Genomic DNA, 24,130 nt, shown 5'->3' on the forward strand with positions numbered 1-24,130 from the left:
CCGCTCCGGGCGGGACCGCAACACCGGGGCTACGGCCCACGGCGAGTAATTTGGCAGGGGTGGAAGGATTCGAACCTGCGAATGCCGGAATCAAAATCCGGTGCCTTAACCAGCTTGGCGACACCCCTACACAGGACAGTTGTTGTTGCCAACAACAGACCTATAAACTTTTCCATTTAGGTCGCTTGAAAGCGCATTTCAAAGAGCGGTTATTTTACCAACCAGCCAGAGGATGCGCCTCCAAATTGCTGCATGTCCGGACTATCCAGTCATCAGGCAAACCTGAAAGATCCGTCAAATCCGTGCCATGCGGCAGTTGCGCAAATACAGCACTTCCGGAGCCGGTCATGCGCCCTTGAAGATGTTTCGTTTTCAGCCAGTTGATCGACTGGCCAATCTGCGGGCACATCTCCTGCGCTACCGGCTGCAAGTCGTTGCGGCCGAATCCGAAATCAACCGATCTCAAAGGGCCTTCAGCATTTGCAGCAAAGCCTTGGATTGTAGCAGTTTCTGTGTCGCGTTTGAGCCCCGGCGCACCGAAAATTCCTGGTGTGGAGACACCGGCAGGGGGCTTAACCACCACAAAACGGGCTGGCGGCAAGGCCAGCGGCGTGATTTTTTCACCAATGCCTTCCACCCAGGCGTGGCCACCGGACAGGAAAAAGGGGACATCGGCGCCCAGCGACAGGGCGATGGCTTGCAGTGTTGGGGTCGGCAGGCGCGCACCCCAAAGCCGCTGCAGCGCCAGCAGGCAGCTGGCTGCGTCGGATGAACCCCCACCCATGCCGGCTTCTGAAGGGACGCTTTTTTGCAGGCCGATGTGAACGCCCAAAGACGTGCCGCAAGCCGCTTGCAGCGCCCTGGCTGCCTGTACACACAAGTCCTCGGCGGGCAAGGCCTGGGACTCGCCGGGGTTGCCCTCGTTGAGTTGGCGAAGGTCTTCCCGGGTGATCTGGCCATCGGCGCGCAGTTCAAAGTGCAGGGTGTCGCACCAGTCGATCAGCATGAATGCGGATTGCAACAGGTGGTAGCCGTCGGGCCTGCGTCCGGTGATGTGCAGGAAAAGGTTCAATTTGGCGGGCGCCGGCACGTCATACAGGGCTTTGAGCGGCTGCGCGGCGTGTGGGACGGGGGCGGTATGAGTCGTCATGAACTGGTGTCGCCAAAGCAATAACAGGAACCGGGAGCGTGAAAGTACGGGAGGCCTTGCGGCGAAGCCGGGGCATTCACCCCGGAATTATTGGTCAAGGACAACACGCAGGTCGGCTGGGGGCGCTGGCTGCACCCGCCTGGCCGTGATGCGGCCTTCGGCGTAACGGGAAAGGTCTGCAGACCAGCCGCTGACGCTGGCATTGTCGCCCTGCAGCCAGGCAAAGAGCGCGGTCACCGGGACGGCCGCACCTGTCGCCTGGGCCATCAGCTCATCCACCGAAGAAAATCGCTGGATCTTGCCATTGCCTGAGTCGAGTACGGCTTCACCGGGCGACCAGCGGAGCACACCCAGCACGCTGCCCAAAGGACTGATCAGCGAGAGTTCGCCGCGCTCGGGTTGGCCCTTGAGCTCGAAGCTCGCCGAAAAAGACTGCACAGGTTCGCTTTGGACCTGCAGGCTGATACGGCCTGTCCGAAGCTCATTTTTTGAGTCATTTGTGCCCGCAAGCCTTTGTGGTTGAGCGCAACCAGCTATCAAAAAAGGAGCAATAGCGCAGGCGCACACCAGACCCAGACGGGTCAGGTGGATACGCAGTACAGGCGGCAGGACGCGAATTCCCGTCACAGCTTCACGCGCAGGCGCTTGAGCGTCTCGAGCAGGGTCTCGTTTTCGGGACTCAGCAGCCGGCCTTCTTTCCAGATGGCCACGGCGCGGTCACGCTGGCCTGTTGTCCAGAGCACTTCACCGAAGTGGGCCGCGATTTCGGCGTCCGGTTTGGCTTTGTAAGCGGCTTCAAAGATCTTGATGGCTTCCGAGGTGTTGCCCATTCGGAATTCGACCCAGCCCAGGCTGTCCTTGATGAATGGATCGGCGGGCGCATATTCGAGCGCTTTGCGAATCAGATCACGCGCTTCCGGCAGGCGCACGCTGCGATCCGCAAATGAATAGCCCAGGGCGTTGTAGGCGTGGTGGTAGTCGGGCTTGAGCTGGATGACGCGCCGCAGCAGACGTTCCATTTCATCCATCGAACCCAGCTTTTCAGCCATCATGGCCTGGTCGTACAGCAGTTCGGTTTCGTCGGGGTTCCTGGCCAGGGCTTGCGCCAGCACATCATGGGCCAGCTGGTACTGCTTGAATTCGCGGAGCAGGCCTACTTCCGCGTTCAATTTCAGTCTTGCGTCTGCAGCGTTGCGTTCGGGGAGCTTGCGGATCAGCTGGCGTCCTTCTTCCAGTTTGCCCTGGCTGGCCAGGATAGAGGCGCGCCGGGTTTGGGCCTGGGTCAGGTCAGCGGAATTTTCAATCCTGGCCAGCCAGCTTTCTGCCGCCGCATAGTCCTTGCGTTTTTCGGCCAGTTGGGACAGCGAGAGGTAGGCCTGGGCCAGGCCGCGGTTGCGCTCGCCTTCGGCTGTCTGCTGCTGGGCCAGGGTGACGTAGCGCTCCAGCGAGGTTTGTGCCTGTGCCAGCTGGTTGTCCTGCAATTGCAGGGAGCCCAGTACCAGCCAGCCTTCGGGAAGCTCGGGTTTTTCGCGGGTCACCACTTGCAGCTGGGCGGCGGCTTCGGCGTAGCGCTGGGCATCCAGCAGCGCGCGCGCATAGGCCATCCGCACTTCGGGCAGGGCTTTGGCGTTGCCTTCAAAGTATTTGCGGACCAGATTTTCTGCTTCAGGCTGTTTCGGGTCCATCAGTTCCAGCCCGACCAGGGCCGGGCCTTCGGAGAGCGGGCCTGCAGCCTGTGCGCGCCTGGCTGCCGCAAGCGCGCCGTTGCTGTCGCCGGCGGCCAGCCGCATACGCCCCACCGTGGTCCAGGCGGCGCTGGCGGTGGCGGGACTGTTCAGGTAGGTGGCCAACGCTTCTTCGGCCACCGTGCTGGCCAGCTTTTTGTCGGGAACACGCGCGTAAATCCGGGGTACCGCAGTCAATGCCGCAGCGCGTTCCATTTCCGGAGCAAGCCGGATTTCGGTTTGCAGCGGTTCGGTCGTGTCGGCAATCCGGTTCAATGCCACCAGGATCTGCAGGACATAACGGTTTGCCTCGCGCGAGGCGGGCTGCTCTGCCTTCCAGGCCTGGGCTGCCTGCAGTGCGGCATCGCCAGAGCGCGACTGCAGTGCGATGTCCGTAGCGCGCTGGTAGAGCTGCGCATCGCCGGTTTTGCGGGCGGCGTCCAGCATGAGCGCAAATCCTGCGGCGGGCTCGCCTTCCTGCAGGGTCATTTCACCCACCAGCAGCTGGTAAAAAAGGGCCCCATCCAGCTGCGATGATGGAGTCGCTTCCTGTGCGGCTTTGGCCTCGACAAGCGTTGAGGGCGCAGCCAGGAGCGGTTCTTCGGTCTGCGCCAGGACCAGGGGAACAGCCAGCCACAGGCCGCTGATGGCAAGGCCAATTTTTTTCTTCATCGAACCATGATAATTGAAGCTTCCCGGCTGCGCTGCCGCTTTACGCCGCGGCCCTGATCTTCGGCTGGCCCACCGCTGCCTTCTTGCGCCATGCAGCAGCGCCCTTATTTACAAAACCATGCCTGAGCTGCCAGAAGTTGAAGTCACCCGGTTGAGCTTTGCGGACCGTATCGCCGGCGCCGTCATTGAGCGCGTCCAGATGGGCAAGCCCCTGCGCTGGCCGCTGGGCTGCGCGCCGCACAAGCTTGCCGGCCAGAAGGTGCTGGCAGTTCGCCGTCGCGGCAAGTATCTTTTGGTGGACCTGAGCAACGGGCTGCTGCTGATCCACCTCGGAATGTCCGGCAGTGTGGCTTTTGGCGACGGTTTCCCCGCCTTGGGCAAGCACGACCACTTTGAAATGGCCACCAGCCAGGGGACTTTGCGTTTGAACGACCCGCGCCGGTTCGGGGCTGTGGTGTATGCCAGCGATGAAGGCGCGGCTGCCGCCCAAAAGCTGCTTGGCCGGCTCGGCGTCGAGCCGCTGACTGACGCTTTTGACGCGGAAAGCTTTCACCAGGCGCTGAAACTGCGGCAAACGGCGATCAAGCAGGTGCTGTTGGGCGGGGAGGCCGTGGTTGGTGTCGGCAATATTTATGCGTCGGAAGCCCTTTTCCTGGCTGGAATCCGGCCGACCACCCGGGCAAACCGGATCAGCAAGCCCCGCGCGGCCTTGCTTCACGGGGCGATCCGCCAGGTACTGGCCCAAGCTGTTACAAAGGGGGGGAGCACCCTGAGAGACTTTTCGAATGCACAGGGTGAATCGGGCTATTTCCAGCTGGAAGCCATGGTTTATGACCGCGCCGGCCTGCCCTGCCGGGTGTGCGCAGCACCCGTGAAGACCCTCCGGCAGGGGCAAAGGTCCACTTTTTACTGTGCGAATTGCCAGAAACCTTGAGTCCGTAGACGCGCCAATGGTTCTTTCGGGTTTGCGATGCTATATTGACCGACACACTTTACGGTAGACCGATGTCTTTTAACGAACAATTTGACCAGCACGGCACGTGGCGGCGCGAATTCGCATTGCGCCTGAAACTGCTTGCAGAGTGGATGAAGGACCATGACCTGCTGGATGCAGCGGTTGAGGAGCGCCTGCAGCGGCTCGAGTCACAGGTACGTTCCGACAAGGTCATGGTCGCCTTTGTGGCCGAATTCTCGCGCGGCAAGTCCGAGCTCATCAATGCGATATTTTTCGCCGGTTATGGCCGCCGCATCATGCCGGCGAGCGCTGGCCGCACCACCATGTGCCCGACCGAGCTGGGCTACGACGCGGATGTGCCCCCCTGCCTGCGCCTGTTGCCCATCGAAACGCGCCTGCAGAAGCAGGCCCTCATGGAGTGGCGCGCGGTACCCGAAAAATGGACGCGGATCGACCTCGACGTGAATGACCCGGCGCAACTGGCGCAGGCGCTCGAAAAAGTGGCCGAAGTCCGCCATGTCACCCAGGACGAAGCCCGCTCTCTTGGTTTCTGGCATGACAGCAGCCCGGAGGACAACCCGCGCGTAGGCGCTGACGGCCTGATAGAGGTGCCCAAGTGGCGCCACGCGCTGATCAATATTGCGCACCCGCTTCTCAAACAGGGCCTGGTCATCCTGGATACGCCGGGTCTCAATGCCATTGGCGCAGAACCCGAACTGACGGTGAGCCTGATCCCCCAGGCCCATGCCGTGGTGTTCATACTGGCCGCCGATACCGGTGTCACCAAGTCCGACCTGGCCATCTGGCGCGAGCATTTGATCACCGACGGTGATGGCACCGATGCACGCCTGGTGGTGCTCAACAAGATCGACACCCTTTGGGACGCGTTAAGCACGCCCGAACAAGTACAGGCGCAGATCGACAAGCAGCGTGCAACATCTGCCGAAATCCTGGGCCTGCCTGAATCCCAGGTCATTCCCGTATCGGCCCAAAAAGGGCTGGTGGCCAAGGTCACGCGAGACAAAGCCTTGCTGGAGGCCAGCCACCTGCCTGCCCTCGAGCTGGCGCTGGGGCAGGGCGTGATGGGACAGCGCCAAAAAATCCTGCGTACAGCGGTGTCGGGCGGTATCAGCGAACTCCGGACCGAAGCGGGGCGGGCCATGCACATCCGCCGGCGCGATCTGGCCGAACAGATGATTGAGTTGCGTGGCCTGAGAGGAAAGAACGTCTCGGTCATCAAGCACATGCGCAGCCGCATCGAGCAGGAGCAGGCTGAGTTCGACACCAGCGGCTCGAAAATTCACGCGGTACGTTCTGTCCACCTCAAATTGCTCCGTGACGTATTCAATCTGCTCAGCACGCCGACGCTCAAGGCAGAACTGGCCGAGCTGACGCATGCCCTGAAGCAGCCGGGCATCAAGCTGGGCGTCAAGAAGGCTTATGGCCAGACTTTTTCCCGCCTTCGCGAGGGACTGCAGAAGTCGCAGATCATGAGCAGTGAAATCCAGTCCATGTTGACTGCCTCCTTTCGCCAGCTCAATGCCGAGTTCAGTTTTTCGCTGCAGGCGCCAAAAGAGCCGGAGCTGATCCGCTATGAACACGACCTTGAGCAAATTGAGCGCAGCCATTTGCAATATCTTGGTGTGGGCAATGTTCTGAAACTTTCCCAGCCGGAATTTTCCGAGAGGCTGGTACGTGCCCTCGCCACGCGCCTGCGGGTGGTCTACGAATCCGCCCTTGGCGAAGTGGAGCTCTGGAACAAGTCAGCGGCATCGCAGCTTGATGCGCAGTTGCGCGAGCGGCGGCGCAATTTCGGCCGCAGGCTTGAAGCTATCGAGCGCATCCAGCAAGCGGCGTCTGGTCTGGATGAACGGATCGCTGAAATCGATATCCAGGAGCGCGTACTCGATGAGCTGGACAACAAGCTCACGGAGCTGACTTCCCATCTGATGGGCTCTTCAACGCAGTCCAAGACGCCGGATGGTGCCGCTACTGCAGAAAATGCCGCGGTGCCCGAGGCTGCCTGAGCGTTGACGCGGTCGCGACCCACCAAGACCCCTTCGGGGCGGAAATCGGTTGCTGTGAAGCAAACGGCCTCATGCCAGTTGCCCGGATTTTCCGGGAAAATTGTGCGCTGGCAGGCTTCGCACGGACGCAATAGCCTTCCCTGGCAAAACACACGCGATCCCTACCGCGTGTGGCTGTCTGAAATCATGTTGCAGCAGACTCAGGTCGCAACGGTTCTGGATTATTACGCGCGATTCCTTTCACGCTTCCCGACGGTGAAGGAGTTGGCTGCGGCTTCCGAAGACGATGTGCTGGGGCTATGGAGCGGGCTGGGTTATTACAGCCGTGCGCGCAATCTGCACCGCTGCGCTCAGGATGTCGTGGCATTGCATGCTGGGCAATTTCCGGAGACGGCCGAGCAGCTCCAGACCCTGCCAGGCATAGGCCGTTCAACCGCCGCGGCCATCGCCTCGTTTTGTTTTGGTGAACGTGTTGCGATTCTGGATGGCAACGTCAAACGGGTGCTAACGCGGGTGCTGGGTTTTTCCGCTGATCTGGCTCAAAGTGCCAATGAGCGGGCGCTTTGGGACACCGCCGCAGAGCTGCTGCCTGAGCAGGACCTGCCCGAAACCATGCCGCGCTATACGCAGGGACTGATGGATCTGGGTGCCACGATTTGCGTGGGCCGCCAGCCCCAGTGCCTGTTATGCCCCGTACAAAACCTGTGCCGCGGTTTTGCCGCCGGCGATCCCGGCAAGTATCCCGTGAAGACACGAAAGCTCAAGCGCAGTGCGCAGGCGCTGAGTCTGTTGTGGGCGCAGAAGCCGGATGGTTCGGTCTGGCTTGAAAAGCGCCCCGGCCGGGGAATCTGGGGTGGGCTTTATTGCCTGCCGGTTTTTGAGAGTGATGAGGCACTGACTGCAGATTTGCCGGCTTCCTTGCGGGAAAGGCTCGATCCACTGCCAGGTTTTGTCCACGTGCTGACACACAAGGACTTGCACCTGTCGCCGTGGATCGCAGGTTTTCGGGCCGGGCAAACCATGCCCAGGTCTCTGGTTTCGGATGAACGGCCCGGTGCGTGGTTCGGCCCCGCCGAATGGCCTGCACTGGGGCTGCCCGCGCCCATACGCAAACTGTTGGAACGGGACGCCTAGGCCTGCCCGCTGTACTGGAAGATGAGGCCGTGCCCAGCCTTATCTGGACTCAAACGGCGTCGAGCTCGCGATGCCGCTTCAGCGTTCGCCATTGTTGGCCGAAAGCTGCGGCCAATTCCTCGACAAGGTAGACGGAACGGTGTTGGCCACCGGTGCAGCCGATGGCCACGGTCACATAACTCCGGTGGTCACGTACCAGTGCATGCAGCCAATGGCTGAGAAACTGCTCGATATGGCGGAACATGTCGTCCACTTCCGTGTGGGCCTTGAGATAGCTTGCCACGGCCTCATCAAGCCCGGTCAGGTGGCGCAGACCCGACTCATAGTGCGGGTTGGGCAGCATGCGAACGTCAAACACGTAATCCGCGTCCAGCGGCACGCCCCGCTTGAAGGCAAAGGATTCGAACACCAGCGTGAGCTGAGTGCTGGGAGCGGAGATCAGCGACTTTACATAGCCCTGTAGCTGTGATGAGCGGATCATGCTGGTGTCAAGCACGTGGGCCTGCTCGCGCATTTCGCCCAACAACTCCCGCTCCAGCTCTATGGCGTCTACCAATGCCCGGTGCTGGTCGGAAGCGTCAATGCGCGACAGAGGGTGAAGCCTGCGCGTTTCGGAAAAGCGGCGCACGAGAGTTTCCGTGTTTGCATCCAGGAAGAGGGATTGCATCGTCACGCCGGAGGCGCGCAACTGCCGCAGCTGCTGGGGTACCAGGGGAAGCGAGACTGCGCTTCGCACGTCCATGGCAATGGCAACTTTCTGGGCGCCGTGCTGCTGCTCCAGTGCGACGAAGGGCGTCAGCAATTCCGGTGGAAGGTTGTCGACGCAGTAATAACCGGCGTCTTCCAGTGCATGCAGGGCAACCGATTTTCCGGAACCCGACATGCCGGTGATAAGAACCATTTCCAGTGCTGCCATCACTGTCCCAGCATTTCCTTGGCGTGGGCCAGCGTAGTGCCGGAAAGCCGCTCACCGCCGAGCATGCGGGCGATTTCAGCCACGCGCTGTTCCCCGTTGACATGGTCTACGGTGCTGAGGGTGGTGCCGTTTTCGGCCCGCTTGGCAACGACAAGGTGCTGGTCGGCACAGGCGGCTACCTGGGGCAGATGGGTGACTGCCATGACCTGCCGGTCTTTACCCAGTTGTTTCATCAGCCGTCCGACGGTTTCGGCCACGGCACCCCCCACGCCCGAATCAACCTCATCAAATATGAGCGTTTGCGCCTGCCCCAGCTGGCTGGTGGTGACGGCGATGGCCAGCGCGATGCGCGACAACTCGCCGCCGGAGGCGACCTTGCCCACGGGGCGAGGTGTGCTGCCGGCATGGCCTGCTACCAGGAATTCGGCTTGCTCCAGCCCGTGCTGGGCTGGTTGTTCAAGTTTGCTGAGAGCAACGTCAAATTTGCCGCCCTGCATGCCTAGGCCCTGCATGGCCTGGGTAATGGCCTTGGCGAGTTTGGGTGCAGCTTTGCTGCGCGCCTTCGACACCTGCCCGGCTTCGTCCAGGTAGGCTGACTTTGCCTGGCTTTCGTTTTTTTCCAGTTGAGCCAGATCGGCGGCTTCGTCGAGCTTGTGCAACTCGGCCCGCCAGGAGGCCAGCAATTCAGGCAGTTCGGCTGGGGTGCGCTTGTAACGTCGCGCCAGGCTGACCCACAGCGAAAGACGTTCGTCGAGTTCGGCCAGCCTTTGGGGTTCCAGCTCGGCGTGCCGCGCATAGCCATTGAGCGAATGCACTGCATCTTCCATCTGGGCCAGAGCGCCATTTAACACCTCGAGGATGCCCTTGAACTCGGGTTCGATGTGTTCCTGGCCTTGCAACGATGCAATGGCTCGCCCCAGCAGTGCGGTGGCGTTCTCGTCGGACTCCTGCAATGCGTCGACGGCGGCCTGTACGGCATCGCGCAGAGCTTGCGCGTTGGACAATCGCCCATGCTGGGCATTCAGCTCGTCCCATTCGGCGGTCCCGGGTGCCAGCTTGTCGAGTTCGCCGATTTGCCACGCCAGCCGCTCGCGTTCGCGCTGCAGGCTGTCTTGCGCTTCGCGTGCGTCATTCAATGTTTTCTGGGCGAGCCGCCATTGTTGCCACAGGCGTGACAACTCGCCGGTAGAGACTTCTGCATAGGAGTCGAGCAAGCCGCGTACTGCGTCGGGGCGGGTCAGACTTTGCCACGCATGCTGGCCGTGGATGTCCACCAGCTGGTCGGCGATGTCCTTGAGCTGGGTGGCCGTTGCCGCGCTGCCATTGATCCAGGCGCGGCTTTTACCCTGCGCGTCTATCGTGCGCCTGAGCAGCAGGGTTTCGCTGCTGTCGAAGCCGGCTTGTTCCAGCCAGGGGGCCAGGCCTGCGGGGCTGTCAAACTCTGCGCTGATTTCGCAGCGTGCGGCGCCTTCGCGAACCACGCCGGCATCGGCTCGAGCGCCCAGCGCCAGTTGTAGTGCATCAATCAGGATCGATTTACCCGCACCGGTTTCACCGGTGAGCACCGAGAAGCCGCCGGACAAATCCAGCTCAAGCTTGTGGACGATGACAAAGTCGCGAAGCGATATGGTTTTGAGGCTCATAACTTGAATCCTGGCCGGTCAGGCCACGCCTTCGTTCCAGTGCAGCTTTCTCCGGAGCGTGTCGAAATAGCTCCAGCCTTTGGGGTGCAGGAAACGCATTTGGTGTTCGGAACGCCTGACGGTGATGCGGTCGCCATGCAGCAGGCTGGCCAGCGACTGCATGTCGAAGTTGGCGCTGGCGTCGCGGCCAGAGACGATTTCAATGGTAATTTCGCCCGAGTCCGACAGCACAATGGGCCTGTTGGACAAGGTATGCGGCGCAATCGGCGCCAAGACCCAGCCGGCAATCGATGGGTGCAGCAAGGGCCCGCCCGCTGAAAGGGCATAGGCCGTGGAGCCGGTCGGCGAGGCGATGATCAGGCCATCTGCGCGCTGGTTCGCCACAAAGCGGCCATCCACCTCCACACGGAGTTCCACCATACCGGCGGTCGCTCCGCGGTTCACGACAACGTCGTTCATGGCGGTGGCGCTGAAGACGCACCTGCCGTCACGCACGACCTCGGCCTGCATCATCCAGCGTCGATCTTCTTCATACTCGCCACGCAACATGGGAATGAGTGTGTTCTGGTAGTCCTCAAAGGCGATGTCAGTGATAAACCCCAGCCTGCCCTGGTTGATGCCCACCAGGGGGATGCCGAATTGGGCCAGTAGCCGGCCTATGCCCAGCATGGTGCCGTCTCCCCCCACGACGAGGGCGAGGTCGCACTGGGCCCCTATGCCGGCTGCATCAAGGGTCGGGAACCGGGTCAGGCCGGTGTTGCTGGCGGTGTCCTGCTCGATCGCCACATCGCAACCCTGGGTGCCCAGGAAGTGTGCGATCTCCTCCAGTGCTGACCGGGAACCTTGTGCGTGGTACTTGCCGATCAATGCGACATGGCGAAATTGCGACTTCATCGGCAAATTACATCACAACATGGCAACCGAAGCTTCGTAGAATGGCACCATGCTTGATGATCGTGCCCGATTGCTGCTGAAAGCACTCGTTGAACGCTACATTGCCGATGGACAGCCGGTAGGTTCGCGTACGCTCTCCAAAGCTTCCGGCCTTGAACTGTCTCCGGCCACCATACGCAATGTGATGAGCGACCTGGAGGAGCTTGGCCTGATTGTCAGCCCGCACACCTCGGCAGGGCGTATTCCCACAGCGCGGGGTTACCGGCTCTTTGTCGACACGATGTTGACTACCCAGCGCGACTCCTTGTCGTCGTCGGGCCATATCGGTGCGCCGCGGCTGGCACCTGATCAACCCCAAAAAGTACTCAGCAATGCGGCACACATGCTGTCAAGCCTGTCGCAATTCGTGGGTGTCGTCATGGCGCCACGCCGGACGTCGGTATTTCGCCATATCGAGTTTCTGCGCCTGTCCGAAAAACGCTTTCTTGTGATCATCGTCTCGCCCGACGGCGATGTGCAAAACCGGGTTATCTTCACCGAGGCGGACTACACGCAGTCCCAATTGGTTGAAGCGGCCAATTTCCTCAATTCACATTACGCCGGCATGGCGATCGAAGAGGTGCGGGAGCGCCTGAAGAACGAGGTGGAAGCCCTTCGCGGTGAAATCGCTACGTTGATGCAGGCGGCGGTGAAGGTCAGCTCGGAGGCCATCGAATCGCGCGACGAGGTGGTTATTTCCGGCGAACGCAATTTGCTGGCCGTCAGCGACTTCTCCAGCGATATGGGTAACCTGCGCAAGCTCTTTGATCTCTTCGAGCAAAAGGCGCAGCTGATGCGGCTCCTTGATGTTTCGAGCCGCGCCGAGGGAGTCCGGATTTACATCGGCGGCGAAAGCCAGGTCATTCCGTATCAGGAGCTGTCTGTGGTGACGGCCCCTTATGAAGTCGACGGACAGGTAGTGGGAACCCTAGGCGTGATAGGGCCCATGCGTATGCCCTACGAAAAAATGATCCAGATTGTCGACATCACCTCCAAGCTGGTGAGCACCGCGCTCAGCCATAGCAAGTAGGCCCTTACAATCGATCCCTTGAGTGGGGCGTTAGCTCAGTTGGTTAGAGCAGAGGACTCATAATCCTTTGGTCGAGTGTTCAAGTCACTCACGCCCTACCATTTATCTTCATGTGCACCTCGGCGTCCGGTTTCGGGCTCTGGGGTGTTCCCCCATCTGAGATCCTAAAGAACTGGAATCCAGGAGGGCCGGGGGAATATCTGCCGGTGCCGACTTACATCGGCTTCAAAAGACTCGAAAAATAGTTGCGTTCACCCCAGCTTACGGCGCATGTGCCTGAAATCACGTACCAACGCCCCGCAGGATGGCCCGTGCCTTGGTTTTCACCCATACAAGAGCATTTGCAGGTCACTCCTTGGGCACTCTAGCAGTGCCGGCGCGCACTTTTGCTGCACTCTCAGCGCTGAATTACGTAGATTGTGTTGAATTGCGCTGAAGTCTGACTCGAGTTTGGAGTGAACCCCTCGAGCTGGATCGGAGGGGTTCACTCCAAGTATGGCTTCAATAATTATCCGACAGAGCTAAAAAAGCATTGCTCGTGGCCCAAAGGCCGCCGCGTGGGTGCTTGCCCTTTAAACGGCAGCCTTAAAAGCTCAAGTCTTTCTCTATGTCCTGCATCTTGCGCCGGGCGATGGCCAGGTTGGATTTGGCCTTGTCCAGCACGAAGTAGATAAAAACGCCTTCCTTTCGCGAGAGCGGGCGAATCAGGTGGTATTGCTTGCCCAGTGTGATCAGGATGTCTTCGATCACGTCGTTCAGGCCCAGCGAGCGCATGGTCTTGAGCTTTGCGCGCATGACTTCCGTGTTGCCGGCGGCGGCCACTTCCAGGTCCACCCCCGTGCCGGCGGAGCCCAGCATCATGCCGCTGGAGGAGTCGACGACGGCGGCGCACAGCGCTCCGTCCAGGGTGAGAAGTTCATCGAGAGATTGTTTGATGGTTGTCATGTTGGGTAAGTCCTAGCGCGCATGCTTTGAGAAGGGATACGGGAAAGGCATGCGCGCCATCATTCCCGTTTCCCATGAATTCATCCCTGCCCTATCAGTCTGCCCAGGCGGCCGACCTTCTGGAACCAGGCGCCCATGTCCAGCGCCATGCGCCCGGACAGGGTGGCCATCACAATGCCCTCGCCGCACGGCATCAGGCTGAGCACTCCGTCACTGTGGATCATCGAGATGGCCTGGAGCGGCCCCAGATCGGCGAACGGAATGCCGCTGCGTGCGTGCAGCCGCCAGTAGTCGCTGGCCGCCTCGGCGATTGCATCGATCCGGGGATGGTTTCCCGCCGACAGGTACACCATGCCCGTGGCCGAATCCACCAGCGCGCAGGCGCTCACGCCCGGCGTCAGGGCCATGCATGCCAGTTCGGCGGAGACGTGCTGCGTGTTCACGCGGCTTCCAGTGCCCGGACGCACTCGCCCGAGCGGTAGGCCACCTGCCCGAGGATGGCGTGTTCGTTGGCGATGACGTTCACCACGAGGTCGACGTCCTTGCGGTGGATCGCGCTCAGGAAGGCAAAGCCCGCGTCCGTGTTGATGGTGACGCTGCGGCTGCGGCCTAGCCGGGCCTCCTGCGACACCACGGCTCCTATGGCCGAGATCGAACTCGCCAGTGCCGCCACGCGCACCGGGTCGATGTCACGCGTCACCGCGCTGGCAATGTCGAAGCCATCGGTCGTGGCGACCACCACGGCCACCACACCGTTCACCTCTTCAAGCATCCTGCGTGCCTGGTCCTGGGCCGCGCTGCGGACCGTCTCGCTCACCATCGTCATGTTGTTTCATTCCCTGTCATGAAGGATTCCACCTGCGACAGCAAGGTGTCGATCAGCAGCACCACGTCTTCGCGCCGGCGCACGTCCACGGCCAGAACCGGCAGCACCAGCCCGTGCTGTTCAAGCCGGGCCGAAAAGGCGTCCAGGTCGGGCTGCGTGTGCGAGTCCATTCTTCCGACGCCCACGGTGCAGGGGGTGTGCGCCAGCACGTCTGCAAAGCCCTGCAAATAAGCATCCAGGTCGGCCAGGGGATCGGGTCGGGAGTTATCGATCAGGATGATGATGCCTAGCGCGTTCTGCGCCAGGATGCGCCACATGAAATCAAAGCGCGCCTGGCCTGGCGTTCCGAACAGACGCAGCCTGTCGCCGGTGTCCAGCGTGAGCTGCCCGAAATCCAGCCCGACCGTCGTCTTCGCTTTGCCGAGCGACGCGTCGTTATTGGCCACGTCAGTGACTACCGGCGGTGTCTCGCTGATGGCTGCGATCGCGGTGGTCTTACCCGCACCCATGGTGCCGGTGAAAACGATTTTGTGTTCTCTCATCCGGCGCTCCGGCTGTTCCAGCTCAAGCCCAGGCGGCGCCGTATGCTGCCCAGGAAGCCCGGCACGCCGTCGATCTGGCCCGCGGCTGCGGGGATGGGCAGGGGGGCTGCTGCTGGCTGGAGGGGGGCGGATTGGCCGGGTAGTTCCCAGCTCAGCAGGCCATGCTCTTCAAGCTCCAGCATGAAAGCACCGCACGCCGATTCGGGATAGCCGGCGACCGCGCTCAACTCACACGCCGACCGGGAGCGCCGCGACAACAGCGTCGCCAGCTGGATGCGTTCGCGGCTGGAGCCGATCAGATAGGAAGGCGGCCAGCGCTTCAGGCGGCCTCGCCTGTTGGTGGGAGCCGCGGCTGCCGGGGAAGTTTCAAGCCGGTGCGCCGGCAGGGTGTCGATCTTCAACGCTGGTGCGAGCCGTCCCAGCAAGGCCACAAAATCTTCCGCCCTGAAAGGCCGCTCAAGACACTCGCCGCCTGTGCTTTCCCCACGCCGCACGATGGGCACCATGATCCGGGCTGCGGGGCCGGCATGAACGCGCTCGGGCGGGACGGGAAGCGCCGTCAACAGCACGTCGCAGTGGCCTTGCTCACTCAGGGTCCAGTCGATCACCAACTGCGTGCTGAGCTTCAGAATGGTCCGCAGCAGACTGACTTCCGCTGCTGACAAACCCTCGACGCCGATAATCATGATTGGTTCTTTGTGATTAGTTTTAGTAGGATCCTGCTTGTTTTATAGTAGTTATGTTTCAAAATGTAAATGACTTTGGGCGCCGCGCGCAGGAATTATTAAGTGTGCTAATAATTTTGTGACATTAATCACGCAACGTGGCGCAGGGCGTCTCGCTTGGCAACACTGCTGCCCCGGCGGTCCCACAGTGCGGGCCATGATTCAGCGCAATTCAAGGCCTCAATGCGCACAATTGACCCGGTTACCTGACTATGAATTCGAGTCCCAGGCCGCCGCGCCTTGACGAGTGGGTAGCCTATGAGCGATGGAACTGGAACTCTCTCTCTCAGGGCAACCGATATAGCCGAACGCATCACTGACGTCGCCCCTATGCTCTTCTTCTTGTCTTTTGGCTCGCCGTGTCTGACATGCGACGCCGGAAGGTGATTTCCATGTCGATTAATACGTGGTCGTCTGCAAGTAGACCCTGTACGGCCCGAATCGGAGACGGCGCGGGATGCCCCAAGGCTAGGTAAAGAAAAACTGTCGCTTGAACTTTCGGTGTCGATCCGGTCGGGCTCAACATAACTTGTTGGACGTGTTTAAAAGAAAGCAGTAAGCCCTAAGCAGCGGTTCGATAGTCTCGGTTTGTAGAGCAGCAGGGCCGGACCTAACAAAAAGTACTTTAAGTTTCTTCAGCTAAAAAAAGTGACGCCGAATCTACCTGTCCTAATAGTCCTTTGGTCGAGTGTTCAAGTCACTCGCGCCCTATCATTTAAATAAGCTATAATTTGAGGCTTAGCGGCTGTAGCTCAGTTGGATAGAGTACTTGGCTACGAACCAAGGGGTCGTGGGTTCAATTCCTGCCAGCCGCACCACTTTCTTAAGTGATTTCAATAGCTTAGAGGCTCATCCCTCTAGGCTATTTTTCTTTCCGGGGGCCGCTTCTGAGGTCCTTTTTATACCGTTGCCATCGCGATAGTGGTTTTCCTGGGACTCGGCAGCGCCGGACGGGCTGTACGTCCAACAAGAGCTCCGCTATTCTGGAAGCCTAATTCCGGAGGAGAAACATGGGATCACTGAATGTCGAGGACCACGGCGAGTGGCTCAGTTTTGGCTTGTCGTACGCGGGCAGCACCATTCCCGTCAGGATTTCGCGCGAGGCGATGGAGGAGTTCTTCGGCGCCGTGCCTGGGCCGGATTCCCTGAAAAAAGCGTATGAACAGGATGCTGAAATGATTCACGCCCGGGCCGCTGATCTGGTCGTGGCGGGTGTGAGCTACACGCCTGAAAATCCCCTCGTGCTGAAAATGGAAGATTTTTAGGCGCATTCACGGCCGGCAGCCATGAATGCTATGGTGGCCGGAGCATGAACAAAGCGTTTACCAAAGAAACCGAGCCGGAGGATGACGAGCCGACGCTCGTGCCCCTGCCTGCAGGCGGCAAAAATTACATCACACCGCAGGGCTATGAGCATCTGCGCAGCGAACTTTTGGACCTGATCGACAGCGAACGACCCAAAATGGTGGAAATCGTTCATTGGGCTGCCAGCAATGGGGACCGCTCCGAAAATGGCGACTACCACTACGGTAAAAAGCGGCTGCGGGAAATCGACCGGCGAATCCGGTTTTTGACGCAGAGACTGGAAATTGCGGAAATCAGCAACCCGTCGGTGCATCATGGCAGCGGCCAGGTTTTTTTCGGCGCGACAGTTGCCTATGCCGATGGCGACGGAGTTGAGCGAGTCGTGACCATTCTGGGCATTGACGAAGCCAACAGCGCCCAAGGACAAATCAGCTGGATATCACCTGTCGCCAGAGCGCTGCTCAAATCGCGTGTTGGCGATGAAGTCAGTCTCGTGACTCCGCAGGGTGTACAGGCGCTCGAGGTACTGAAAGTGGACTATCCCGCACCGGACAAATCGACAGCTGATTAGCCGGACGATTTGGCGCGTTGCACCCGCAGTACGGAAGGTGTGCGTTTCACGCTGCGCAAGGCGGAAGCCAGGTGGATGCGGTCGCGCACGGCCACGCCGAAGCGCAGGTCCGTGGCGTCATGCGAAGGCTCTTGGCCCATGTCGACATGGGTAATGTCCGCCTCGGCACTGGCCAATGCAGCCGCCACTCGCGCCAGGACCCCTTTCCCATTGGAGACGGTGACCAGGAGGTTTGTTTCAAACGTCCGCACAGGCTCGTCGGACCAGTCCACGGCGATAAAACGCTCGCTGTCACGGTGCTGCAGTCGCTTGGCGACAGCGCAGTCATCAGTATGTATCACCAGACCTTCACCGCGGCCCAGGTAGCCCACGATGCCGTCGCCAGGAATCGGGCGGCAACAGGGGGCAAACTGTACGGAGGCGCCTTCACTCCCATCGATCACCAGCGCGCCTTGCGACACAGACTCATGGGCGGTGTAGCGCTCACGGCTCATGAGCAGGGCATTGGGTTTTTCACCGGTTTCGGCAAGCAGGGTGACGATGCGCTTGGCCACCATGCTGGCGATCCGTTTGCCCAGCCCGATGTCGGTCAGCAGATCGGCACGTGACCGGTTGCCGGTAAAACGCAGAATCTTTTCCCAGGTGGCGTGGTGGGCTTCATCGTCGTCGGGGAGGCGTTCGCGTTCGATGCCCTCGGCACGCAGCGCCTGCGCGAGCATTTTTTCGCCCAGGTCTTGCGACTCGGACAGCGCCATGGTTTTCAGATGGTGGCGTATTTTGGAGCGGGCTTTCCCCGTGCGTACAAATCCCAGCCAGCCGGGGTTGGGGCTGGAGACCGAAGCCGTGATGATTTCGATCACGTCGCCGTTATGCAGCTCGGACCGAAGCGGCACCTGTTCGCCGTTGACTTTGGCCGCTACGGCGCGGTGCCCCACGTCACTGTGAATGGCGTAAGCAAAATCCACGATGGTCGCGCCACGCGGCATGGCCATGATCTGGCTTTTCGGCGTGAACACATAGACCGCCTCGGGAAACAGGTCAATCTTGACGTGGTCCCAGAACTCGGCCGCATCGCGTGTTTCCTGCTGGATGTCGAGCAGCGATTGCAGCCACTGTGTCCCCAGCCGCTGCGAAGCGTCGCCATCCGGGTCGGTGGCCTTGTAAAGCCAGTGCGCCGCGACCCCGGATTCCGCCACCACATGCATGGCTTCGGTGCGCATCTGGAACTCGATATTGGTACCGAAGGGGCCAACCAGCGTGGTGTGCAGGGACTGGTAACCGTTGATCTTCGGGATTGCGATGTAGTCCTTGAACTTTCCGGGCAGGGGTTTGTAGAGCTGGTGCAACACCCCCATGGCCGTGTAGCAGGCCGTCAGGTCTTTCACGATCACCCGAAACCCATAGAGATCGGTCACCTGGGCAAACGAAAGGTGCTTTTCATCCATCTTGCGGTAGATGGAATACAGCGTCTTTTCTCGTCCCGAGATCATCACCGGCACATGGGCACCGGTAAAGGCCGATTCGACCTCTCCCTGCACCCGCTTGATCACGTCGCGTCGGCGGCCGCGGGCCTTCTGCAACGCCTTGGTCAAGGTGGCGTAGCGCCAGGGGTGCAGGTGCTGGAAGGAAAGGTCCTGCAATTCCCGGTAAGTCGTGTTCAGGCCCAGGCGGTGGGCGATGGGCGCGTAAATGTCCAGGGTTTCGCGCGAGATTCGGGTCCATTTGGCGCGCGGGACATCGCCCAACGTGCGCATGTTATGCGTCCGGTCAGCCAGCTTGATCAGGATGACCCGCACGTCGCGTGCCATGGCCAGCAGCATCTTGCGGAAAGACTCAGCCTGGTTTTCTTCCCGGGTATTGAATTCCAGCTTTTCGAGTTTGGTCAGCCCGTCCACCAGTTCAGCCACCGGCGCGCCGAAACGCTCGATCAGCTCGGGCTTGGTGACGCCGCAGTCTTCAATGGCGTCATGCAGCAGGGCGGCCATGAGCGCCTGTGCATCCAGCTTCCACTCGGCGCATTGTTGCGCGACGGCGATAGGGTGGGTGATATAGGGTTCGCCGCTGTTGCGCAGCTGGCCCAAGTGGGCCTCATCTGCAAAGCGATAGGCGCGGCGGACATTGTCAATGTCGGCAGCGCTCATGTAGTCGAGTTTCGCCGTGAGCGCAGCAAAGCTTGCCGCTGCTGCGTTGGCGGCGGCGGGGGTCGACTTGCTGGAAACAACAGGCGAAAGCATGGCGCTCATGCCTTAAATGTATCGCGGCATGAATAAATCATGAAAAAAATGGACTTTATGAGGCCATAAATGAAAAAAGCACCGCATTGCGGTGCTTTTTTGCGGTGCCAGATTTGACTCAGGATGGCACTTTTTTCAGCATTTCGAGGCCAATCTTGCCTTCTGCGATCTCGCGCAGAGCGGTAACGCCAGGCTTGTTCTTGCTTTCAATCTTGGCGGCGTGCCCCTGGCTGAGCATGCGTGCACGATAGGTGGCAGCCAACACCAGCTGGAAGCGGTTCGGGATTTTTTCGAGGCAGTCTTCAACGGTAATGCGGGCCATGGTGATCTCCGGTGTGATCGATAACGGGGAAAGCGGGTGAAATCAGGGAATTTGAAGGGCCTGGAAGGTTTCGGCGCGGGCTCGCCGCTGGGCCGAAAACTTGAGCCTTTGGGCATGCACAATGGTTTTCAGGTCGAAAACTGCCCGCTCAAATAACTCGTTAATTATAACGAAGTCGAATTCCCGGGCCTGGGCCATCTCGGTGGCCGCGTTTTTGAGCCGCAATTCGATGACTTCGGCACTGTCTTCGCCACGCCGCTGCAGGCGCGAGCGCAGCTCTTCCCAGCTTGGCGGGAGTATGAAAATCAGCACCGCATTGGAAAAAATCCGTTTGATGTTGATCGCCCCCTGAAAGTCTATTTCCAGAATCACGTCGGCGCCGGTGGCTATTCGCTCTTCAATGGTCTGCCGCGAGGTGCCGTAGCGATGGCCGTGCACATGTGCCCATTCCAGGAAGGAGTCGCGCAGCACCATGCCGTCAAAGTCCTCGGGCGAGAGAAAAAAGTACTCCCTGCCGTGCTTTTCCTGGCCGCGTGGAGGGCGCGTGGTGTGCGACACCGCGGGCTGGATGCGTGAATCCAGTTCCAGAAGGGCCTTGACCAGGCTGGATTTGCCGGCCCCGCTGGGGGCGGCTACAACAAAGAGGTTTCCGGGGTAGTCCATGCGTTCTGGGCGGTGATTTCGGTGTTTTAGGCTAGGGGCGGGGCTATTCGACGTTCTGGACCTGCTCACGGATCTGCTCTATCAGCACTTTCATGTCGACGGAAATGCGTGTCAGTTCGAGGGATGCCGATTTGGAGCCCAGTGTATTGGCTTCGCGGTGCAGCTCCTGGATCAGGAAATCCAGGCGCTTGCCCAGTTCCCCGCCGTTTGCCAGAAGGCGGTCAATTTCATCCAGGTGCGAGGAGAGGCGGGTGATTTCTTCCGCGACGTCAATGCGGATGGCAAAGGCTGTGGCCTCTGTCAGCGCCCGGTCCTGTGCAACTTCCGGCAGCGTGGCGCCGTCCGACAGCGCCATGGCTTCTTTCCAGCGTTCCAGGAAGCGGGTTTTCTGCTGCTCAACCAGTTTGGGCACCATGGGCACCGCCAGCGCTGCCAGCGCACGCAGCTGTCCCGTGCGGTCAAGCAGCATGTCGGCCAGCCGGGCGCCTTCGCGTTCGCGGGCCGCCATCAGCTCTTTCAAGGCTTTTTTGGCCAGCTTGAGCAGCTCATCGCTGTAGTCGTGTGGTTTTTTGTCCTCATTGGTGGCGATCCGCAGAATATCTGCCACGCTGAGTGCGGGTGCCTGCGGCAGCCAGGATTTGATACTGTCTTCCAGCGACCCGAGCCGTTGCAAGGTTGCCGAAGATGGCGCGCGCAGGGTGCTGGCCGAGGTACTTTCCAGCGAAACCCGCACTTCCACCTTGCCGCGCTTGAGCTTGCCGGTGAGCAATTCGCGCAATGCGGGCTCGGCCTGCCTCAATTCGTCGGGCAGGCGAAACGCCAAATCAAGAAACCGGCTGTTGACAGAGCGTATTTCGACGCCCAGACGGGAGCTGGCATCCGCGCCCGATTCAGTTTCCGGGGCGGATTGCGCCATGCTCGATTGCACGGCTGCATAACCCGTCATGCTGTAAACTGACATTTAAAAATACGCTTTACTAGAGAGAGAACAAGACCCAGACTGACCAAGTCATTCTGGCTCATCCCAAATTATGTCAAAGGTCAAGCCCGCACCATTGCCGCCCGACACCGTGATTGGTGGCTATCGTGTTGTGCGAAAGCTTTCAGCCGGTGGCTTTGGCGTAGTTTACTTGGCCGTCGACAACGAGGGCCAGCAGGTCGCCATCAAGGAGTACCTGCCGTCGTCCCTGGCTGGCCGGGCCCCGGGGGAATTGCTTCCGCAGGTCCAGGCTGAAAAACTCTCGCTGTACCGCCTGGGACTCAAAAGTTTCTTCGAAGAAGGCCGTTCACTGGCCCAGATTTCACACGGCTCCGTGGTCAGTGTGCTGAATTTCTTCCGTGAAAACGAGACCGTTTACATGGTCATGAACTACCTGGAGGGCGGAACCCTGCAGGATTTCATCATCACGGCCCGTGAGCTGAAAAAGCAGAAGGTCTTCCGCGAGTCGACCATCCGTTCGCTTTTCGACGAAATCCTTCGGGGATTACGCATCGTGCACCAGCACAAGATGCTCCACCTGGACATCAAGCCCGCCAACATCTTCATTACCGACGACAACCGCGCCGTCATGATCGACTTCGGCGCAGCCCGAGAGGTGCTGAGCAAGGAAGGCAACTTCATCCGCCCCATGTACACCCCGGGCTTTGCTGCCCCCGAGATGTACCGCAGGGACTCCTCCATGGGTCCGTGGACCGATATCTATGCGATCGGCGCCTGCATTTACGCCACCATGCAGGGCTATCCCCCCAATGATGCGCCGCAGCGCCTTGAAAAAGACCGTTTGTCGCTAGCCCTGTCCCGCTTGCGTGGCGTGTATTCCGACAACCTGATTGAGGTCGTAGAGTGGTGCATGTCCCTTGACCCCTTGTCACGGCCGCAGTCGGTATTTGCATTACAAAAAGAATTGAGCAGGGAAGGTGAGCGTCGTTACACCAAACTCACCGTCAGCGAAAAGGTTCGCCTTCAGTTTGACAACATGGTGTCTGACACGAAAAAAACAGCGCGCAAAGCCACTGGCTACGCGACTAAATTCAAATGAAATTCTCAGTCTTTCAGGTAAGCCGAAAAGGCGGGCGCGAGAAGAACGAAGACCGCATGGGCTATTGCTACACGCGAGAGTCGGGCCTGTTTGTGCTGGCAGACGGCATGGGCGGCCATCCTGAAGGCGAAGTGGCGGCGCAGCTTGCGCTGCAGACCATTTCCGCGCTGTACCAGAAAGAAGCGCGCCCTGTCATTGAAGACACCACCGAATTTCTTTCAACCGCGCTGATGGCGGCGCACCACCAGATCATTCGCTACGCCAGCGAAAAAGGCATGCTGGACACGCCCCGCACCACGCTGGTCGCGGCGATTTTGCAGGGCACCGGAGCCACTTGGGTCCATTGCGGCGATTCACGCCTGTATGTGGTGCGAGACGGCGAACTGCTGACACGCACCCGCGACCACTCCTACCTGGAGCAGCAGAGCGCCGGCGTCATCAAGCTCGAACGCATCAACCGCAACATCCTGTTCACCTGCCTCGGTTCTCCGACAAAACCTGTTTTTGACGTTGCCGGGCCCGTGACCCTGCAGCAGGGCGACAAACTGCTGCTCTGCTCCGACGGTCTCTGGGGCAGCCTGAGCGACGAGGAAATTGTCCGCCAGCTGGCCGGCAAAGGGGTTTCGGATGCCGTCCCCGACCTGGTCGAAAATGCCTTGCGTACCGGCGGCGAACACAGCGACAACGTCACCGTGCTGGCCATGGAGTGGGAAACGCCCGACGCCTTCGAATCCACCCGGGGGGTGTCTACCGACAGCATCATGGACGGCGTTTTCGCCTCGACCATCCAGGCCGGCGTGCTGGATACCGTGGTGGACGACCTTGACGAAGCGACCATTGAACGCTCCATCGCTGAAATCAACGAAGCCATTCGCCGCTCAGCCGCAAGAAAAGCCTGATACCCCGGCTTAGCCGTTTCGGTGGCTGCGCCTTCGGCGCCGCTTGCCTCTCCCGTTCCCGCTCCATTCCAGTTCCATCCCCCTCAATTCCGCCATTCAATCCGGCGCCTTGCCAGAAAGCCATCCACCATGAGTCAGTTTGAACGAAGCGGCGCGCGTGCGGCCGACGCCCTGCGCCCCGTACGCATCACCCGCCACTACACGGCCTACGCCGAAGGCTCGGTGCTCATCGAGTTCGGCGGCACCAAGGTGCTGTGCACCGCCTCCGTTGAAGAAAAAGTGCCCGGCCACAAAAAGGGCAGCGGCGAAGGCTGGGTCACAGCTGAATACGGCATGCTGCCCCGCGCCACGCACACCCGCGGAGACCGCGAAGCCGCCCGCGGCAAGCAAAGCGGCCGCACGCAAGAGATCCAGCGCCTCATCGGCCGGTCGATGCGGTCGGTGTTTGACTTGAAGAAACTCGGCGAGCGCACCATCCATCTTGATTGCGACGTGATTCAGGCTGACGGCGGCACCCGCACCGCCAGCATCACCGGCGCTTTTGTGGCCGCGCAGGACGCCGTCAATACCCTGCTGGCCAGCGGCAAGCTCCAGCAAACCCCCATCATCGACCACGTCGCCGCGATCTCGGTCGGCATCGTGCAAGGTACGCCCCTGCTGGACCTGGAATACACCGAAGACTCCGCCTGCGACACCGACATGAACGTCGTCATGACCGGCGCCGGCAATTATGTGGAAGTGCAGGGCACTGCCGAAGGTGCGGCGTTCTCACGCAAGGAAATGGACGCGCTGCTGGTTCTGGCCGAAAAAGGCATCGTCGAACTGGTCGGCATGCAGAAACGGTCGCTATCAAATTAATAGCTGCTCGCGCAGAC

General features: G+C 60.3%; 24 protein-coding genes and 3 tRNA genes. 11 read left to right on the forward strand and 16 right to left on the reverse strand.

Annotated features, from left to right (window positions below):
- Nucleotides 1-51: 51 nt before the first annotated feature.
- The 4 genes from AC1DU8_RS03835 to AC1DU8_RS03850 form a co-directional block, all read right to left on the reverse strand.
- Nucleotides 52-128: transfer RNA gene (locus AC1DU8_RS03835), tRNA-Gln, on the reverse strand.
- A gap of 86 nt (nt 129-214) precedes the next feature.
- A complete protein-coding gene (ispE, locus tag AC1DU8_RS03840; protein WP_477726447.1) occupies nt 215-1,150 on the reverse strand; it encodes a 4-(cytidine 5'-diphospho)-2-C-methyl-D-erythritol kinase in 936 nt (311 codons plus the stop codon).
- Nucleotides 1,151-1,237: 87 nt separating this feature from the next.
- Nucleotides 1,238-1,777 (reverse strand): outer membrane lipoprotein LolB, encoded by a 540-nt coding sequence (locus AC1DU8_RS03845; RefSeq protein ID WP_477666673.1) that lies wholly within the window; start codon nt 1,775-1,777, stop codon nt 1,238-1,240.
- Nucleotides 1,774-3,546, reverse strand: coding sequence for a tetratricopeptide repeat protein (locus tag AC1DU8_RS03850; protein WP_477666674.1), 1,773 nt, complete (start codon nt 3,544-3,546; stop codon nt 1,774-1,776). Before AC1DU8_RS03850 ends, AC1DU8_RS03845 begins: the two co-directional genes overlap by 4 nt.
- A 118-nt stretch (nt 3,547-3,664) precedes the next feature.
- On the opposite strand from AC1DU8_RS03850, the gene mutM reads away from it, so the two are divergent.
- The 3 genes from mutM (at nt 3,665) to mutY (ending at nt 7,662) form a co-directional block, all read left to right on the forward strand.
- Complete coding sequence (mutM, locus tag AC1DU8_RS03855; protein WP_457282192.1) at nt 3,665-4,480, forward strand: bifunctional DNA-formamidopyrimidine glycosylase/DNA-(apurinic or apyrimidinic site) lyase; 816 nt, start codon at nt 3,665-3,667, stop codon at nt 4,478-4,480.
- A gap of 71 nt (nt 4,481-4,551) precedes the next feature.
- Nucleotides 4,552-6,528, forward strand: a complete 1,977-nt coding sequence (locus AC1DU8_RS03860) for a dynamin family protein (RefSeq protein WP_457282191.1) — start codon at nt 4,552-4,554, stop codon at nt 6,526-6,528.
- A gap of 54 nt (nt 6,529-6,582) precedes the next feature.
- The gene (gene mutY / locus AC1DU8_RS03865; RefSeq protein WP_477726448.1) at nt 6,583-7,662 is read left to right on the forward strand and encodes an A/G-specific adenine glycosylase; all 1,080 of its coding nucleotides are present in this window, start codon (nt 6,583-6,585) and stop codon (nt 7,660-7,662) included.
- A gap of 49 nt (nt 7,663-7,711) precedes the next feature.
- Here mutY and rapZ read toward each other — a convergent pair whose 3' ends face one another.
- Genes rapZ through AC1DU8_RS03880 form a run of 3 tightly spaced genes read right to left on the reverse strand, consistent with a single transcriptional unit; the run spans nt 7,712 to nt 11,115 of the window.
- Entirely contained in the window at nt 7,712-8,578 is an 867-nt protein-coding gene (gene rapZ, locus AC1DU8_RS03870; RefSeq protein ID WP_477726449.1) for an RNase adapter RapZ, read from the reverse strand.
- Entirely contained in the window at nt 8,578-10,221 is a 1,644-nt protein-coding gene (gene recN / locus AC1DU8_RS03875) for a DNA repair protein RecN (protein ID WP_477690315.1), read from the reverse strand. The genes rapZ and recN overlap by 1 nt, the downstream gene beginning before the upstream one ends.
- A gap of 18 nt (nt 10,222-10,239) precedes the next feature.
- Nucleotides 10,240-11,115: an NAD kinase gene (locus tag AC1DU8_RS03880; RefSeq protein ID WP_477649604.1), complete on the reverse strand. Its 876-nt coding sequence runs from the start codon at nt 11,113-11,115 to the stop codon at nt 10,240-10,242.
- 49 nt (nt 11,116-11,164) lie between these two features.
- On the opposite strand from AC1DU8_RS03880, the gene hrcA reads away from it, so the two are divergent.
- Together hrcA and AC1DU8_RS03890 are read left to right on the forward strand one after the other, a co-directional pair.
- Nucleotides 11,165-12,184, forward strand: a complete 1,020-nt coding sequence (gene hrcA / locus AC1DU8_RS03885; protein ID WP_457282186.1) for a heat-inducible transcriptional repressor HrcA — start codon at nt 11,165-11,167, stop codon at nt 12,182-12,184.
- 24 nt (nt 12,185-12,208) lie between these two features.
- Nucleotides 12,209-12,285: transfer RNA gene (locus tag AC1DU8_RS03890), tRNA-Ile, on the forward strand.
- 484 nt (nt 12,286-12,769) lie between these two features.
- Here the strand turns inward: AC1DU8_RS03890 and AC1DU8_RS03895 are convergent.
- The 5 genes from AC1DU8_RS03895 to AC1DU8_RS03915 all read right to left on the reverse strand — a co-directional run bounded on the left by AC1DU8_RS03895 (nt 12,770) and on the right by AC1DU8_RS03915 (nt 15,183).
- Complete coding sequence (locus tag AC1DU8_RS03895; RefSeq protein WP_477702244.1) at nt 12,770-13,129, reverse strand: hypothetical protein; 360 nt, start codon at nt 13,127-13,129, stop codon at nt 12,770-12,772.
- Nucleotides 13,130-13,209: 80 nt separating this feature from the next.
- The gene (locus AC1DU8_RS03900) at nt 13,210-13,572 is read right to left on the reverse strand and encodes a hypothetical protein (RefSeq protein ID WP_477702245.1); all 363 of its coding nucleotides are present in this window, start codon (nt 13,570-13,572) and stop codon (nt 13,210-13,212) included.
- Nucleotides 13,569-13,955: a roadblock/LC7 domain-containing protein gene (locus tag AC1DU8_RS03905; RefSeq protein ID WP_477702246.1), complete on the reverse strand. Its 387-nt coding sequence runs from the start codon at nt 13,953-13,955 to the stop codon at nt 13,569-13,571. Before AC1DU8_RS03905 ends, AC1DU8_RS03900 begins: the two co-directional genes overlap by 4 nt.
- A complete protein-coding gene (locus AC1DU8_RS03910; RefSeq protein WP_477702247.1) occupies nt 13,952-14,497 on the reverse strand; it encodes a GTP-binding protein in 546 nt (181 codons plus the stop codon). The genes AC1DU8_RS03905 and AC1DU8_RS03910 overlap by 4 nt, the downstream gene beginning before the upstream one ends.
- Nucleotides 14,494-15,183, reverse strand: coding sequence for a hypothetical protein (locus AC1DU8_RS03915; RefSeq protein ID WP_477702248.1), 690 nt, complete (start codon nt 15,181-15,183; stop codon nt 14,494-14,496). Before AC1DU8_RS03915 ends, AC1DU8_RS03910 begins: the two co-directional genes overlap by 4 nt.
- Before the next feature lie 780 nt (nt 15,184-15,963).
- On the opposite strand from AC1DU8_RS03915, the gene AC1DU8_RS03920 reads away from it, so the two are divergent.
- The 3 genes from AC1DU8_RS03920 to greB all read left to right on the forward strand — a co-directional run bounded on the left by AC1DU8_RS03920 (nt 15,964) and on the right by greB (nt 17,098).
- Nucleotides 15,964-16,040 (forward strand) — tRNA-Arg (locus AC1DU8_RS03920).
- Between the two features lie 192 nt (nt 16,041-16,232).
- Entirely contained in the window at nt 16,233-16,487 is a 255-nt protein-coding gene (locus AC1DU8_RS03925) for a hypothetical protein (protein ID WP_457282185.1), read from the forward strand.
- A gap of 44 nt (nt 16,488-16,531) precedes the next feature.
- The gene (greB, locus tag AC1DU8_RS03930; protein ID WP_477702249.1) at nt 16,532-17,098 is read left to right on the forward strand and encodes a transcription elongation factor GreB; all 567 of its coding nucleotides are present in this window, start codon (nt 16,532-16,534) and stop codon (nt 17,096-17,098) included.
- On the opposite strand, the gene AC1DU8_RS03935 is transcribed toward greB, so the two are convergent.
- From AC1DU8_RS03935 to AC1DU8_RS03950, 4 genes are all read right to left on the reverse strand, one after another.
- Nucleotides 17,095-19,341 carry a RelA/SpoT family protein gene (locus AC1DU8_RS03935; RefSeq protein WP_477667766.1) on the reverse strand — a complete coding sequence of 749 codons (2,247 nt, stop codon included), beginning with the start codon at nt 19,339-19,341 and terminating at the stop codon, nt 17,095-17,097. The two genes, greB and AC1DU8_RS03935, sit on opposite strands and share 4 nt — an antisense overlap.
- 109 nt (nt 19,342-19,450) lie before the next feature.
- Nucleotides 19,451-19,654, reverse strand: coding sequence for a DNA-directed RNA polymerase subunit omega (gene rpoZ, locus AC1DU8_RS03940; RefSeq protein ID WP_011482283.1), 204 nt, complete (start codon nt 19,652-19,654; stop codon nt 19,451-19,453).
- 42 nt (nt 19,655-19,696) lie between these two features.
- Nucleotides 19,697-20,317 carry a guanylate kinase gene (gmk, locus tag AC1DU8_RS03945; RefSeq protein ID WP_457282182.1) on the reverse strand — a complete coding sequence of 207 codons (621 nt, stop codon included), beginning with the start codon at nt 20,315-20,317 and terminating at the stop codon, nt 19,697-19,699.
- A gap of 43 nt (nt 20,318-20,360) precedes the next feature.
- Nucleotides 20,361-21,278: a YicC/YloC family endoribonuclease gene (locus tag AC1DU8_RS03950; protein WP_457282181.1), complete on the reverse strand. Its 918-nt coding sequence runs from the start codon at nt 21,276-21,278 to the stop codon at nt 20,361-20,363.
- Between the two features lie 70 nt (nt 21,279-21,348).
- On the opposite strand from AC1DU8_RS03950, the gene AC1DU8_RS03955 reads away from it, so the two are divergent.
- The 3 genes from AC1DU8_RS03955 to rph all read left to right on the forward strand — a co-directional run bounded on the left by AC1DU8_RS03955 (nt 21,349) and on the right by rph (nt 24,113).
- Nucleotides 21,349-22,356: a serine/threonine protein kinase gene (locus AC1DU8_RS03955; protein ID WP_457282180.1), complete on the forward strand. Its 1,008-nt coding sequence runs from the start codon at nt 21,349-21,351 to the stop codon at nt 22,354-22,356.
- Nucleotides 22,353-23,255: a PP2C family protein-serine/threonine phosphatase gene (locus AC1DU8_RS03960; protein ID WP_457282179.1), complete on the forward strand. Its 903-nt coding sequence runs from the start codon at nt 22,353-22,355 to the stop codon at nt 23,253-23,255. Before AC1DU8_RS03955 ends, AC1DU8_RS03960 begins: the two co-directional genes overlap by 4 nt.
- 129 nt (nt 23,256-23,384) lie before the next feature.
- On the forward strand, nt 23,385-24,113 hold the full coding sequence (gene rph / locus AC1DU8_RS03965) for a ribonuclease PH (RefSeq protein WP_477667683.1): 729 nt from the start codon (nt 23,385-23,387) through the stop codon (nt 24,111-24,113).
- Nucleotides 24,114-24,130: the final 17 nt, after the last annotated feature.

Source organism: Polaromonas sp. P3_A5, assembly GCF_056403055.1.

What these genes read in the sequence shown, in the direction of transcription:
- AC1DU8_RS03925 (WP_457282185.1), top strand. Translation starts at nt 16,233, where the DNA reads ATGGGATCACTGAATGTCGAGGACCACGGCGAGTGGCTCAGTTTTGGC.
- AC1DU8_RS03880 (WP_477649604.1), bottom strand. Translation starts at nt 11,115, where the DNA reads ATGAAGTCGCAATTTCGCCATGTCGCATTGATCGGCAAGTACCACGCA.
- rpoZ (WP_011482283.1), bottom strand. Translation starts at nt 19,654, where the DNA reads ATGGCCCGCATTACCGTTGAAGACTGCCTCGAAAAAATCCCGAACCGC.
- hrcA (WP_457282186.1), top strand. Translation starts at nt 11,165, where the DNA reads ATGCTTGATGATCGTGCCCGATTGCTGCTGAAAGCACTCGTTGAACGC.
- AC1DU8_RS03910 (WP_477702247.1), bottom strand. Translation starts at nt 14,497, where the DNA reads ATGAGAGAACACAAAATCGTTTTCACCGGCACCATGGGTGCGGGTAAG.
- greB (WP_477702249.1), top strand. Translation starts at nt 16,532, where the DNA reads ATGAACAAAGCGTTTACCAAAGAAACCGAGCCGGAGGATGACGAGCCG.
- rapZ (WP_477726449.1), bottom strand. Translation starts at nt 8,578, where the DNA reads ATGGCAGCACTGGAAATGGTTCTTATCACCGGCATGTCGGGTTCCGGA.
- AC1DU8_RS03935 (WP_477667766.1), bottom strand. Translation starts at nt 19,341, where the DNA reads ATGAGCGCCATGCTTTCGCCTGTTGTTTCCAGCAAGTCGACCCCCGCC.
- mutM (WP_457282192.1), top strand. Translation starts at nt 3,665, where the DNA reads ATGCCTGAGCTGCCAGAAGTTGAAGTCACCCGGTTGAGCTTTGCGGAC.
- rph (WP_477667683.1), top strand. Translation starts at nt 23,385, where the DNA reads ATGAGTCAGTTTGAACGAAGCGGCGCGCGTGCGGCCGACGCCCTGCGC.
- AC1DU8_RS03955 (WP_457282180.1), top strand. Translation starts at nt 21,349, where the DNA reads ATGTCAAAGGTCAAGCCCGCACCATTGCCGCCCGACACCGTGATTGGT.
- gmk (WP_457282182.1), bottom strand. Translation starts at nt 20,317, where the DNA reads ATGGACTACCCCGGAAACCTCTTTGTTGTAGCCGCCCCCAGCGGGGCC.
- AC1DU8_RS03905 (WP_477702246.1), bottom strand. Translation starts at nt 13,955, where the DNA reads ATGACGATGGTGAGCGAGACGGTCCGCAGCGCGGCCCAGGACCAGGCA.
- ispE (WP_477726447.1), bottom strand. Translation starts at nt 1,150, where the DNA reads ATGACGACTCATACCGCCCCCGTCCCACACGCCGCGCAGCCGCTCAAA.
- AC1DU8_RS03850 (WP_477666674.1), bottom strand. Translation starts at nt 3,546, where the DNA reads ATGAAGAAAAAAATTGGCCTTGCCATCAGCGGCCTGTGGCTGGCTGTT.
- AC1DU8_RS03860 (WP_457282191.1), top strand. Translation starts at nt 4,552, where the DNA reads ATGTCTTTTAACGAACAATTTGACCAGCACGGCACGTGGCGGCGCGAA.
- AC1DU8_RS03915 (WP_477702248.1), bottom strand. Translation starts at nt 15,183, where the DNA reads ATGATTATCGGCGTCGAGGGTTTGTCAGCAGCGGAAGTCAGTCTGCTG.
- recN (WP_477690315.1), bottom strand. Translation starts at nt 10,221, where the DNA reads ATGAGCCTCAAAACCATATCGCTTCGCGACTTTGTCATCGTCCACAAG.
- AC1DU8_RS03950 (WP_457282181.1), bottom strand. Translation starts at nt 21,278, where the DNA reads ATGTCAGTTTACAGCATGACGGGTTATGCAGCCGTGCAATCGAGCATG.
- AC1DU8_RS03960 (WP_457282179.1), top strand. Translation starts at nt 22,353, where the DNA reads ATGAAATTCTCAGTCTTTCAGGTAAGCCGAAAAGGCGGGCGCGAGAAG.
- AC1DU8_RS03895 (WP_477702244.1), bottom strand. Translation starts at nt 13,129, where the DNA reads ATGACAACCATCAAACAATCTCTCGATGAACTTCTCACCCTGGACGGA.